The sequence below is a fragment of the Aeromonas sp. FDAARGOS 1408 genome, assembly GCF_019048665.1.
Taxonomy (GTDB): Bacteria; Pseudomonadota; Gammaproteobacteria; order Enterobacterales; family Aeromonadaceae; genus Aeromonas; species Aeromonas dhakensis.
Genome location: NZ_CP077394.1, coordinates 2,823,659 through 2,835,950 on the forward strand (window position 1 = coordinate 2,823,659; position 12,292 = coordinate 2,835,950).

General features: G+C 66.9%; 11 protein-coding genes. 8 read left to right on the forward strand and 3 right to left on the reverse strand.

Annotated features, from left to right (window positions below; all coding sequences use genetic code 11):
* Positions 1 to 68: 68 nt before the first annotated feature.
* Positions 69 to 926: a formate dehydrogenase accessory sulfurtransferase FdhD gene (locus I6L38_RS12860; RefSeq protein WP_026459016.1), complete on the forward strand. Its 858-nt coding sequence runs from the start codon at positions 69 to 71 to the stop codon at positions 924 to 926.
* Between the two features lie 89 nt (positions 927 to 1,015).
* Entirely contained in the window at positions 1,016 to 1,882 is an 867-nt protein-coding gene (locus tag I6L38_RS12865; RefSeq protein WP_025201348.1) for a helix-turn-helix transcriptional regulator, read from the forward strand.
* Between the two features lie 141 nt (positions 1,883 to 2,023).
* On the opposite strand, the gene I6L38_RS12870 is transcribed toward I6L38_RS12865, so the two are convergent.
* Positions 2,024 to 4,117, reverse strand: a complete 2,094-nt coding sequence (locus I6L38_RS12870) for a cache domain-containing protein (RefSeq protein ID WP_216988586.1) — start codon at positions 4,115 to 4,117, stop codon at positions 2,024 to 2,026.
* 31 nt (positions 4,118 to 4,148) lie between these two features.
* Positions 4,149 to 5,504, reverse strand: a complete 1,356-nt coding sequence (locus I6L38_RS12875) for a sigma-54 dependent transcriptional regulator (protein ID WP_017785189.1) — start codon at positions 5,502 to 5,504, stop codon at positions 4,149 to 4,151.
* Between the two features lie 248 nt (positions 5,505 to 5,752).
* On the opposite strand from I6L38_RS12875, the gene I6L38_RS12880 reads away from it, so the two are divergent.
* From I6L38_RS12880 to I6L38_RS12905, 6 genes are all read left to right on the forward strand, one after another.
* Positions 5,753 to 6,595 carry a substrate-binding domain-containing protein gene (locus I6L38_RS12880; RefSeq protein WP_216988587.1) on the forward strand — a complete coding sequence of 281 codons (843 nt, stop codon included), beginning with the start codon at positions 5,753 to 5,755 and terminating at the stop codon, positions 6,593 to 6,595.
* Between the two features lie 58 nt (positions 6,596 to 6,653).
* Entirely contained in the window at positions 6,654 to 7,355 is a 702-nt protein-coding gene (locus tag I6L38_RS12885; RefSeq protein WP_010633284.1) for an ABC transporter permease, read from the forward strand.
* 34 nt (positions 7,356 to 7,389) lie between these two features.
* Positions 7,390 to 8,085: an energy-coupling factor ABC transporter ATP-binding protein gene (locus tag I6L38_RS12890; RefSeq protein WP_017781957.1), complete on the forward strand. Its 696-nt coding sequence runs from the start codon at positions 7,390 to 7,392 to the stop codon at positions 8,083 to 8,085.
* Positions 8,057 to 8,695 (forward strand): molybdenum cofactor guanylyltransferase MobA, encoded by a 639-nt coding sequence (gene mobA / locus I6L38_RS12895; RefSeq protein WP_216988588.1) that lies wholly within the window; start codon positions 8,057 to 8,059, stop codon positions 8,693 to 8,695. The genes I6L38_RS12890 and mobA overlap by 29 nt, the downstream gene beginning before the upstream one ends.
* Entirely contained in the window at positions 8,692 to 10,437 is a 1,746-nt protein-coding gene (locus I6L38_RS12900; protein WP_216988589.1) for a bifunctional molybdopterin-guanine dinucleotide biosynthesis adaptor protein MobB/molybdopterin molybdotransferase MoeA, read from the forward strand. The genes mobA and I6L38_RS12900 overlap by 4 nt, the downstream gene beginning before the upstream one ends.
* A 63-nt stretch (positions 10,438 to 10,500) precedes the next feature.
* The gene (locus tag I6L38_RS12905) at positions 10,501 to 11,559 is read left to right on the forward strand and encodes an FUSC family protein (RefSeq protein ID WP_005303226.1); all 1,059 of its coding nucleotides are present in this window, start codon (positions 10,501 to 10,503) and stop codon (positions 11,557 to 11,559) included.
* 45 nt (positions 11,560 to 11,604) lie between these two features.
* On the opposite strand, the gene I6L38_RS12910 is transcribed toward I6L38_RS12905, so the two are convergent.
* Positions 11,605 to 12,225, reverse strand: a complete 621-nt coding sequence (locus tag I6L38_RS12910) for a DUF3332 domain-containing protein (RefSeq protein ID WP_216988590.1) — start codon at positions 12,223 to 12,225, stop codon at positions 11,605 to 11,607.
* Positions 12,226 to 12,292 lie beyond the last annotated feature (67 nt).

Here is a 12,292-nt window from a genome sequence, read left to right on the forward strand (position 1 = left end):
TTGATTATCTGGAACAAAACTTGCTGTATCCCTCCCCTTAGATCCCGGCAACCGGTCGCGAGGGGCCCATGACACCGACCTTTATCAAAAGCAATGCAGCAGCCCAGCTCACCATGGCCGTCGAGGTGATGGATGAGCAGGGCACGCTGCAAACCCGCCAAATCGCCTGTGAGCGGCCACTGACTGTCTACCTCAACTGGAAGGAGATAGTGACTCTGATGACGCTGGGGGCCCGCCCCGAGGCACTGGTGCTGGGTTATCTGAAAAATCAGGGCTTTATCGAGGATATTGCAGCCATCGAGTCGGTGATCGTCGACTGGGAGAGCGAGGCCGCCGCCGTGGTGAGCAGCCAGCAGGCCGAAGATCTCGACAAATCCTTGGAGAAGAAGACGGTCACCTCCGGCTGCGGTCAGGGCACCATGTATGGCAGCGTGATGAAGAAGCTTGAAGGGGTGGTCTTGGCGGCGCCTGAGCTTAAACAGAGCACCCTCTACGCCCTGCTCAAGGCGCTGTCGGCCCATAACGAAACCTACAAGATGGCCGGTGCCGTGCATGGTTGCGCTATCTGCCGCGGCGCCGAAATCCTCTCCTTTGTCGAGGACGTGGGGCGCCACAACGCGGTGGATACCCTGGCGGGCGAGCTCTGGATGCGCGGCGAGGCTGGCCACGACAAGATCTTCTACACCACGGGGCGGCTCACCTCGGAGATGGTGATCAAGGTGGCGCAGATGGGCATTCCAGTGCTGCTGTCGCGCTCCGGCGTCACCCAGATGGGGCTGGATCTGGCCCGCCAGCTCGGCATCACCATGATTGCCCGCGCCAAGGGGCGCCACTTCGAGGTATTCAGCGGCCACGACCAGCTGCTGCTGGACGAGAAGCCGCCGGTGCTGGCGCCCGGTTCGGCCGGTCGCGGAATGCGGGATTAAGCCATGAACGAGTTGATGAGTGCCCAGCAAATCGCGCTGTATCTCGATCAGACCAGCCAGAGGGCCAAACGCAAGCCATGAACGAGTTTATGAATGTGAAGCAGGTGGCGGAGTACCTCGATCTCAACGAGAAGAAGGTCTACCAGCTCGCCAACGAGGCGCGCATCCCCGCCACCAAGGCGACCGGCAAGTGGCTGTTTCCGCGCTCCCTGCTCGACCGCTGGCTGCTCGGCAGCTGCCACGAGGGGGTGATGAACGACCGGCTGCTGCTGGCGGGCTCGGACGATGTGCTGTTGCACTACGCCAGCAGCCGGCTAGCCCAGCAGCTCGGCACTCAGGCGCTGGTGGGTTACACCCCGTGCGGCACTCGTCAGGGACTGGCGATGCTGGCGCGCGGCCACGTGGATCTGTGCGCCATCCACTGGGGCCAGGCCGAGGAGGCCCACCTGCGCCACCCGGCGCTGGTGCAGCAGTATCAGGGCCACCGACAATGGGTGATCGTACATGGATTTCGCCGGGTACAGGGGCTGGTGCTGCGCCAGGGGCTGCAACCCAAGGAGGCGAAAGAGGCGCTCGACTGGCGCTGGGCCATGCGCCAGGAGGGGGCCGGCAGCCAGCGCGCCCTGCAGGAGTGGCTGCAAACCCAGGGTGAGTCGCTGACCCGGCTGGAGCGCACCCTCGAGGTCAACAGCGAGCGGGAGCTGGCCGCCGCCATCAGCCGCGGCGATGCGGACGTGGGGCCCGGCGCCCAGAGCACCGCCACCGAGTTCGGCCTCGACTTCGTACCGCTCTCCCAGGAGTGCTTCGATCTGGTGATGCCGCAGGGGGTCTTCTTTCGCACCCTGCTGCAACAGCTGATCGGCTGGCTGCAATCCCCCGAGGGGCGCGAGCTGGCGGCCCGCCTCGGCGGCTATGACCTGACCCAGAGCGGCAAGCTGGTGTGGAGCCCGCAGTAAGTATCCCCTCACTCGCCCATAAAAAAGCCCGCCACTATTGGCGGGCTTTTTTGTGCCTCACTCTCAATTGCGACAGTCACCCCCTCCCCATTGAGGGCACTGTGCGTCCTGCAAGTTATTGGCGGGCTTTTTTACGACTGCCTAAGACGGGTTGTTGCCACCGACCTCACGCCCCTCGGCATGGAGGGCGATGCGCCACCCCTCCAGCCGGGCGCGCTCACCGCCGCTGGCCAGCCGGGCGTGGCTGCGCAAGCGGATGGTAAAGCAGCTGCCCTGCCCCGGGGTGGAATCCACCAACAGCTCCCCGCCCCAGCGGCTGATGATGCGGTGGCTCAGGGCCAGCCCCAGCCCGGTGCCGGTGGCGCGGGTGGTGAAGAAGGGGTCGAAGATCTTGTCGATGATGGCCGCCTCGATGCCGCTGCCGTTGTCGATGACCCGCACCTCGGCCCCCTGCAGGGCCCCGGCGTCATCCAGCCAGTCGCGGCTCTCGACCCGGATCTCCCCCTGCTCCCCCAACGCATGGCTGGCGTTGACCAGAAGGTTTATCAGCACCTGCAGCAGCTGCTGGCGATCCGCCTCGATGGGCTGCTGGGCCTTGAGATCGGCCACCAGGTTCACCTGCTGCTGGCGCAGGGCGGAGCGCACCAGGGTCAGGCTCTCCTCAATGATGGGGGTGAGGTGCTGCCACACCGGCGCCGTCTCGTAGTCGCCGGGACGGGAATATTGCAGCAGGCTGCGGGTGATGGCGCGAATGCGCTCGATCTGGGCCAGCACCAGCGCCAGCTCTTCGCCCACCGGCTCTGCCGCCTCCCCCAGCTCCAGCTTCATCAGCTCCACGTTGCCGAGGATCACCGCCAGGGGGTTGTTGATCTCGTGGGCCACCCCGGCGCAGAGCTCGCCGAGGGCCGCCAGCTTCTCGCTGATGAGCAGCTGCTGGCGGGCCTGGGTCAGCATATGGATGTGGTGCTCGAGCTCGGCGGTCTTCTGCTCCAGACTCTGGGTGCGCTCGGCCACCTTCTGCTCCAGCTCGTCAGCGCTGCGGGCCAGCTGCTGGCGGTGCGCCGCCTGGCGATCCAGCATGGCGTCGAACTGGCGGCCGAGCTGGGCCAGCTCGTGATCGGGGTCGAGGTAGAGCTCGCCGATGCGGGCCGGCCGACCCGCCTGCACCTGGCGCACCACCTTGTGCATCCGCTCGATGGGGGTGAACAAGTCCCGCGCGCCGCGATAGACCAGCAGGCCCGAGAGCAGCAACAGCAGCACCACGCCGGAGCCCAGCTCCAGCAGATTGGTGAGGTAGGTGCGAACGATGGGCCACTCGAGAAAGCCGACGTAGAGCATGCCGATACGCTCGCCATTGGCGCCCAAGAGCGGCTCGTAACCCGACACATACCAGGCGTCGTGCACGAAGGCGCGGTCAATCCAGGGCTCACCGCGCCCCAGCACTTGTTCGCGCACCGGCGCCGAGGCCCGGGTGCCCACCGCCCGTCCCAGCTGCTGGCTGCTGCTGGCGGGCACGTTGGTGCTCACCCGCAGATCGCCGAGAAACAGGGTGACGCTGCCGATGCTGCCGGCCGGCAGGGTGTTCTTGGCGAACACCTGGCCCTTGAGCTCGTCCACCAGCCGGGTGCTGCCGTTGATAAGCTCGCCCCCCTCCAGCACGCCCCAGAGACTGCCGTCCCGCCCCATCACCGGGGTCAGGGAGAGGCTGATCAGACCGCGGGTCTCCTGCCCTGCGCCCGGCTCCAGCTCTTTGTCCAGCACGGCGCGGCTGGCCAGCGCCGGCGAGAGCGCCAACAGTTGCTCCCGCGACCAGACCACGAAGTGGCTGACGCTGCGCCCGGCGGCGAGGGTCGCGCGATCCTGCTCTGGCAGCTGATCCAGCTCGCTGCCGCTGCGCAGGCGCAAAAAGTCGAGGCCGTAGTTGGCGGCCAGCGGCATCACCCATTGGCGCAAGCGGGCGGGGGATTCGCGCAGTTGCAGCTGGAAGGCCCAGGCATCACGCAGGTGTTCGAGGTGCTCGGCCTGGCGCTGCTGCTGCACGCTCACCGCGTGGTGGGCCACGCCAAGGTCGCTGCGCACCGTGGTGAGCAGGTTCTGCCAGCTGTAGGTGAGGGTCCAGTAGAGGGTGAGCCCTATCATGCCGGCCAGGGTCAGCATGATGGGCACCGAGGTGAGCAGCAGCAGACGCCAGCGTACCTTGGTTCTGAGCAACCCCGGGATCTGCGTCAGCCTCACGGCTCACTCCGGCGACAACGGGCGAGCCGGCTCATTCGATGGCCCACTCCTTGAACTTGCGCTCCAGGGTCTTGCGCGCCACCCCGAGCACCCGGGAGGCGGCCGACTTGTTGCCGTCAAAGCTCGCCACTACCTGCAGGATGTGAGCCTTCTCCACCTCGGCCAGCGCCCACTCCAGCGGATAGCCCTCCTCCCCCCGCGCCGACTCGGCCGGCTTGGCGCTCTGCCAATATTCGGCAGGCGGCTTGCCCAGCAGCAGGCAGCGTTCGATCAGGTTGCGCAGCTCGCGCACGTTGCCGGGCCAGGGGTAGGCCTGCATGGCTACTACATCTTCATGGGTCCAGTGCAGGGCGCCCATGCCCATCTCGGCGGTGAGCTGGCGGGTGAAGTGGTGCACCAGGGCGGGGATGTCGTCGATGCGCTCACGCAGGGGGGCCACCGGCAGCGCCACCACGTTGAGGCGATAGAAGAGGTCTTCACGAAACCGGCCCGCCTCTACCTCCGCCTTCAGGTTGCGGTTGGTGGCGGCGACGATGCGCACATCCACCGAAAGCTCCCGCTCGGCCCCCACCGGGCGGATGGCTTTCTGCTCCAGCGCCCGCAGCAGGGAGGCCTGCATGGCGAGCGGCATCTCGCCGATCTCGTCCAGAAACAGGGTGCCCTGATGAGCGACCCGGAACAGGCCATCGCGCCCCTTGCGGGCGCCGGTAAAGGCCCCCTGCACGTGGCCAAACAGCTCGCTCTCCAAAAGCTCGGGGGCGATGGAGGCGCAGTTGAGCGGCACGAAGGCCCCCATCCGGCCGGAGAGCTGGTGCAGGGCGCGGGCCACCAGCTCCTTGCCGGTGCCGGACTCTCCCTCCACCAGCACGGCGGCGTTGGAGGGGGCGACCCGGGCGATCAGCGTCTTGAGCTCGCGGGTCCTGGCGCTGTCGCCGATCAGGGTGGGCGGGAACAGCTTGCTCACCTCCCGGCGCAGCAGCAGGTTCTCCCGCTCCATCTGGCGACGCTCGATGACCCTGTCCACCGCCTGCACCATCTGATCCAGGTTGAAGGGTTTGAGAATGAAGTCGCTGGCACCGAGCCGCAGCGCCTTGAGGGCGGTCTCCATGTCGCCGAAACCGGTCATGAAGATGATGTCGCTGCGCCGGGTGGCGGGGTCGATGGCCTCGTGCCACTCGATACCGGAGCGCCCCGGCAGGCGGATGTCGGCGATGATGAGATCAAAATGCAGGCGGCAGCGCAGGGCTTCGGCCTCCTCCACGCTGGCGGCCGTCTCTATCTGGGCGAAGCGGCGGGCCAGCGCCTTGGCGAGAAAGCTGCGCATGCCGGGTTCGTCGTCGACGATGAGCAAGGAGAGGGCGGACCAGCGGCTGGCGGGTGCAGTCATGAAAAAAGTACCTCAGATTCGACAAGGTTCCGGGATTGTCCCACCGACCTTATAAACTGTGGGACATTTTGTCGCTAACCGGCCCTAAGTGCCAACTCCGTTTATTAAAAGCGACGGTGCCATCACGCAATTAGGGCGCTTAACCGACTGTTTTCACATTAAAAACCGTGCCGAACAGGGCATGTGGCCAGCTTGGCACCCTGCTTGCTTAGTCCTGCCCTCTCTCCATCACCGGGTACCCTGACATCATGATCACAGCCACAGTGCGCAAACGCCTCGCCCTTGCCCTCTCCTCCGCCCTGCTGCTGAGCCTGCCGCTCTGGAGCGCCGCCAGCCATGCCGAGACCAAGGCCCCCATCCGCCTCGCCACCACCACCAGCACCGAACAGTCCGGCCTGCTGGGCTGGCTGCTGCCCCAGTTCACCAAGGAGACCGGCTACCCGGTGCAGGTGATGGCGGCCGGTACCGGCCAGAGCCTGAAGATGGGCGAGAACGGCGACGCGGATCTGGTGATGACCCACGCCCCCTCTGCCGAGAAGGCCTTCGTCGAGGCGGGCTTTGGCATCGAGCCGGAGCACCTGATGTACAACGACTTCGTCATCGTCGGCCCGGCGAAAGATCCGGCCGGTCTTGGCAAGTTGCACGACGCCGCCAAGGCGCTGCAGGCCATCAAGAACAAGGGGCAGACCTTTATCTCCCGCGGGGACGAGTCCGGCACCCACATCAAGGAGAAGACCCTGTGGCAGGCGGCTGACGTCAAGCCTGAGTTCGCCGGCTACAAATCCATCGGCCAGGGCATGGGGCCGACCCTGACCATGGCTTCGGAGCTGGGTGCCTACACCCTGACCGACCGCGGCACCTGGCTCGCCTACCAGAGCAAGCTGGATCTCGCCGTGCTGCTGGAGGGGGACAAGCGGTTGTTCAACCCCTACCAGGTGATCCTGGTCAACCCCAAGCGCTACCCGGATCTCAACACCGAAGGGGCGCGCGCCCTGAAAAACTGGCTGGTCTCCCAGCATGGCCAGCAGCTTATCGGTGACTTCAAGGTGGCCGGCCAGCCGCTGTTCGTGGCCGACGCCAAGCCGCAGTGATGCCAAGGCCGAGACTGCTCGAGATGCCTCTCGCCACCTTGATTGACGGAGGCGCCCGGTGCCGACCCTGATCGAGACCACTCTGGCGGCCCTTTCGCTGCTGTTCAGCGGTGACGCCGAACTGTGGCAGGTGGTGGGGGTCTCCTTCTCGGTGTCGGGCCTGGCGCTCGGGCTGGTGCTGCTGCCGGCCCTGCTGCTCGGCTTCGCGCTGGCCTATCTGCCCATTCCGGCGCGCTGGCTCTGGCTCTCCTGCATCAATACCCTGCAGTCGGTGCCGACCGTGGTGATTGGCCTCTTGCTCTACATGCTGCTGTCGCGGGCCGGCCCCTTCGGCGACTGGAAGATGCTGTTCACCCAGCAGGCCATGGTGGTGGGGCAGATGCTGATCGCCTTTCCGGTGATCGCCACCATGGCCCACGCCGCGTTCGTGCAGAGCGATCGGCGCGCCTGGGAGACCGCCCGCACCCTGGGGCTCTCCTGGCCCAGGGCGCTGCTCGGGCTGATGCGCGAGTGCCGCTTCGGCCTGCTGGCGGCGGTGATCGGCGCCTTCAGCCGCATAGTCACCGAGGTGGGCTGCTCCATGATGGTGGGGGGCAACATTTTGCACTTCACCCGCAACATTCCCACCGCCATCGCGCTGGAGACCCAGAAAGGGGCCTTCACCCAGGGGGTGGCGCTCGGCATCGTGCTGCTGGCCCTGGCCCTGCTGCTCAACCTGTTGCTGACCGCGTGCCGTGGTCACAGCTATCTGAAGAACTGACCATGCCCCCACCGTCCATCCACCGGAGTACGCCATGGCCCTGACCGCCCACCAGCTGATGATGCGCTTTGGCGAGCGCGACCTGTTCCAGATTGAGCAGCTCTCCATCGCGGCCGGCGACGCCGTCTGGCTGCGCGGCGCCAACGGGGTGGGCAAGACCACCTTGCTCAAGATCCTGGCCGGCCTGCTCACCCCGACCCGGGGCCACACCAACCTCCCCTCTGGCTGGCGCGGCAAACTTGGCCAGTGGCTCAAGCGCGATCCGGGGCCGGGTCGGGTCACCTACCTGCACCAGACCCCCTACCTGTTTGATCGCAGCGTACACGACAACGTGGCCTGGGCCCTCGGCCATCGCGCCGCCGACGAGGTGCGGGTGTTCGAGGCGCTGCGCCGGGTCGAACTGGAGAGCCTGGCGCGCGAGCACATCAGCATTTTGTCTGGCGGCGAACGCCAGCGGCTGGCCATGGCCCGCGCCTGGGCACTGCAGCCCGCCTTTCTGCTGATGGACGAGCCCACCGCCAATCTGGATGCACATTCGGTTGCCCTGATGGCCGCCATGGCGCAAGATCTGCGGGAACAGGGCAGCGGCCTGGTCATCATCAGCCACCAGAGCAACGATCTGACCGACCTGTGCGAGCGGCAATGGACCCTCGCCCGGGGCCGGCTGCACGAACCCACTCCTTTGAAAATCATCGAGCGACATGACCTCACACAGCGAACCTCGTACTGACCGCTTTCCCGTCTCCGCCGTGGTGCTGGCCGGCGGCCGCGCTACCCGCATGGGGGGCGCCGACAAGGGCTGGGTCGAGTTGGCGGGCCGCCCGCTCATCGACCACGTGCTTGACCGACTGAGGCCCCAGGTGGACGAGATCCTGATCAACGCCAACCGCAGCCAGGCCCGCTACCAGGCACTGGCCCCGGTCATCGGCGACGACAGCCCCGACTATCTCGGCCCGCTGGCGGGCATGCAGGCTGGCCTTGCCGCCGCCCGCCACGACTGGGTGCTGTTCGTGCCCTGTGATGGCCCCGCCCTGCCCCGCGATCTGATGGTGCGCTTTCGCGCCGCCCTCACCCCGCAGACCGAGCTGGTGGTGGCCCACGACGGCGACTGGCTGCAACCCGTGGTGGCCCTGCTGCACAAGTCCCTGCTCCCCTCCCTGTCCGCCGCGCTGGCGGAGGGAGAGCGCAAAATCGATATCTGGTTTGCCCGCCACAATATGGCGGTGGTGAGCTTTGCCGACCAACCGGATGCCTTCATCAATCTCAACAGCCCGGACGAGCTGGCCGCCTACGAGGCGCGCCTGCCAGACGCCGCGACCGGGCAAGGAGCCACCTCATGACCCCGGCCCCCACCCTGCCCCTGCTCGGCTTTGCCGCCTGGAGCGGCACCGGCAAGACCACCCTGCTCGAGCAGCTCATCCCTTTGCTGGTGAGCCGCGGTCTGCGCCTCGGGGTACTCAAGCACGCCCACCACGACTTTGACATCGACCAGCCGGGCAAGGACAGCCATCGCCTGCGCCAGGCCGGCGCCAGCCAGATGATGGTGGCCTCCCGCCGCCGCCACGCCCGCATCGTTGAGACCGATCTGGGTGAGGCCGATTTTCGCGAGCTGCTGGCCAGCTTCGATCAGCGCAGCCTCGACCTGCTGCTGGTGGAGGGATTCAAGCACGAGCACTTCCCGAAAATCGAGCTGCACCGCGCCGCCATCGGCAAGCCGCTGCTGTTCCCGATTGATCGCGACATCATCGCCCTGGCCAGCGATCAGCCCCAGCAGACCGCCCTGCCCCGGCTCGATATCAATGATCTGGAGGCCATCGCCGACTTCGTCTGCCACTGGCTCAAGGAGAGCCAGACGCGGGAGCAGGAGGCTGGCAACGGCTTTCTGTCGGTCGAGGCTGCCCGCAACGCCATTCTCGATGCCCTCACCCCAGCCACCGCCTGCCGTGACCTGCCGCTCGCCCGCTGCCACGGCGCCGTGCTGGCGGGGGATCTCGTCAGCCCCATCAATGTGCCGCCCCATGCCAACTCGGCGATGGACGGCATTGGCCTGCGCAGCGACGATCTCGCCGCCGGCCGCTGGCAGCTGGTGGGGGAGGTGCTGGCGGGCCAGCCGCGCAGCGAGCCGGTGCTGGCCGGACAGGCGGTGCAGATCATGACCGGCGCCCCGCTCCCCCCCGGTGTCGATACCGTGGTGATGCGCGAAGAGACCCGGCTTGACGGTGAATGGGTCAGCGTCAGTGCCCCCGTCAAGGCGGGGCAGAACGTGCGTCAGGCCGGGGAAGATCTCGCCAAAGGTGCGGTCGCCATCGCGGCCGGCACCCGCCTCGGCGCCCCTCAGCTCGGGCTGGCGGCTTCTCTGGGGCAGGCAACCCTGACGGTACGCGCGCCGCTCAAGGTGGCGCTATTCAGCACCGGCGACGAGGTGCAGGCACCGGGCGAGACGCTCGCCCCCGGCCACATCTTCGACAGCAACCGCTTCACCCTGATGGCGCTCATCGCCGGGGCTGGCTGCGAGGTGATGGACCTTGGCATCATCCCCGATGATCCCGCCATCCTGCGCCAGCAGCTGGCACAGGCCGCGGCCAACGCCGACCTGGTGCTGAGCTCGGGCGGGGTGTCGGTGGGCAATGCCGACTTCATCAAGCAGGTGCTGGCCGAGCTTGGCCAGATCGCCTTCTGGCGCATCCAGATGCGGCCGGGTCGCCCGCTCGCCTTCGGCCAGCTGGGGCAGTCCCCCTTCTTCGGCCTGCCCGGCAACCCGGTGGCCGCCATGATCTGCTTCCTGCAGTTCGTCGAGCCCGCCATCGCCCGCCTGCAGGGCCGGGAGTGGCAGCCGCTGCGCCTATCGGCGCTGGCCGAGCAGCAGATGAAGAGCCGACCCGGGCGCACCGAGTTCCTGCGCGGCATCTTCCATCAGGACGCCAGCGGCGTGCTGCGGGTACGCACCACAGGGCCGCAGGGCTCCGGCATCCTCAGCTCCATGAGTGATGCCAACTGCCTGATTGAAATCGTCCCCGCCCAGCCGGCCATCGCGGTCGGCGAGCGGGTCTGGATCCACCCACTCCAGGGACGAGTGGCCTGATACCGGTCTCCACCCCGCCGGGCGTGGCGGGGTGGTTGCCCCCATGAATTCGAGGCTTGTCCCTTGCGCCTGAATGCCCCCCTCTCCCGACTCGATCTGCTGATCTACGGTCACTACCGCATCGTCCACGGCCTGCGCATCGCGCTCGCCTTCATGCTCACCTTTCTGCTGACCCGCGAGCTCAAGCTGCCGGAAAGCACCTGGCCCCTCATCACCCTGGTGGTGGTGATGGGTCCCATCTCGTTCTGGGGCAATGTGCTGTCGCGCGCCCTGCAGCGGGTGGTCGGCACCATCTTCGGCGCCAGCTGCGGGGTGGTGGCGCTCTATCTCGAGCTCTACTCCCTGCCGCTGATGCTGCTGTGGTGCGGCTGCATCATGTTTCTGTGCGGCTATCTGGCGCTCGGCAAGCGCCCCTACGTGGGGCTGCTCATCGGCATCACCCTCGGCGTCACCATGGGGGCCATGCCCGGCGACATCGAGACCGCCCTGTGGCGCAGTGCCGACGTGATCCTGGGCTCATTGCTGGCGCTGTTGTTTTGCAGCATCTATCCCCAGCGCGCCTACAGCCACTGGCGGCTGCAGATGCACGATACCCTGCAGCAGGCCCAGCGGCTCTATCACACCCACCTCTCCCCCAACGTGCTGGAGCGACCGCGGCTCGCCCACAGCCACGCCAGACTGCTCTCCAAGATGGTAAGTCTGCGCCCCCTGCTGACCCCGGCGGTCAAGGAGACCCGCCTTGGCAGCGCCCTGTTCGAGGCGATCCAGACCACCATGCGCAACACCCTCTGCACCCTGGAGATGCTGGCCAACACCTACTGGCGCGATCGCCAGAGCCACTTCCTGATGCAGAGCACCCCGGAACTGCGCGCCTGCCAGCAGGCGACCGAGGCGCTGATGAGCGAGCTGGCGCTGATGCTCAAGAGCGGCGAGCTGCAGGGCTCGGAGCTGGCCATCGCTCGTCTGCAGGAGGCGGCCGGCAGGGTGCGGATCGACGCCGGCGGCGAGGCCGCCATCAGCGGCTATCTGTGGCTCAACCTGCAGCTCACCGAACAGCTCACCCACCTGCGCCGGCTGCTGGGCCTGGTGATGCATCCACCCCGCAGCCAGAGTCGCCCATAGCAAAACGCCCCGCAAAGCGGGGCGTTGTCGTCTCAGGCCACGGCCTCAGGCCATGGCGGGGTGGCGGCTTGCCAGCTCCTCCAGCTGGGCCGGCGTCAGGGTCGACACCAGCCGGCCGTCGAAGTAGATGTCCAGCAACTCGCCGCGCTTCTCGCCGCGCATCAGGCTGCTGCGCCCGTCCAGGTAGTGCACCTCCATCTGGGCGGTGCGCTCGTCCGGGTAGCTCACCTCCACCTCGCGTACCCCTTGCGGCAGCAGGGCCAGCGGCACCTTGTTGAGGGAGGGATCCAGATGCTGGTTGACCTTGATCAGGGCGTCGAGCTTCTGATCCACCAGCGCCGGCGACTTGCCGGTGATGGGGTTCTTGCCCGACCAGAATTCGATGGTGTTGAACACGAAGAGATCCGCGGTGGCCGCCAGACCGTAGACCGGCGAGAGCAGGATGAAGACCCCGGCCCGGCCGTAACGGTTGTCCACCACGCTGAGGTTGCCCTTGGTCACCATGGAGGAGAGCCCCATCTGCCCCATGCAGCCGCTCAGTCCCACGCTTGCCACCACACCTGCCAGCAGCGCCAGCGCCCTGCCCTCTCTTCTCGTTGCCATCGTCTTTATCTGCTCCAGAAATAATGAGTCGGCAAGCCTAAACAGGCCGCCGCCGGCGGGCAATTCACAAGCAGGGAGCGATACAGCAGGGGTTCAGATTGGGATTTCGACTGCTCACATTGCGTGCAGG

Excerpts from the sequence above, each read along its gene's own strand:
- I6L38_RS12860 (WP_026459016.1), top strand. The coding sequence starts at position 69 with ATGACACCGACCTTTATCAAAAGCAATGCAGCAGCCCAGCTCACCATG.
- I6L38_RS12865 (WP_025201348.1), top strand. The coding sequence starts at position 1,016 with ATGAATGTGAAGCAGGTGGCGGAGTACCTCGATCTCAACGAGAAGAAG.
- I6L38_RS12875 (WP_017785189.1), bottom strand. The coding sequence starts at position 5,504 with ATGACTGCACCCGCCAGCCGCTGGTCCGCCCTCTCCTTGCTCATCGTC.
- I6L38_RS12880 (WP_216988587.1), top strand. The coding sequence starts at position 5,753 with ATGATCACAGCCACAGTGCGCAAACGCCTCGCCCTTGCCCTCTCCTCC.
- I6L38_RS12890 (WP_017781957.1), top strand. The coding sequence starts at position 7,390 with ATGGCCCTGACCGCCCACCAGCTGATGATGCGCTTTGGCGAGCGCGAC.
- mobA (WP_216988588.1), top strand. The coding sequence starts at position 8,057 with ATGACCTCACACAGCGAACCTCGTACTGACCGCTTTCCCGTCTCCGCC.
- I6L38_RS12900 (WP_216988589.1), top strand. The coding sequence starts at position 8,692 with ATGACCCCGGCCCCCACCCTGCCCCTGCTCGGCTTTGCCGCCTGGAGC.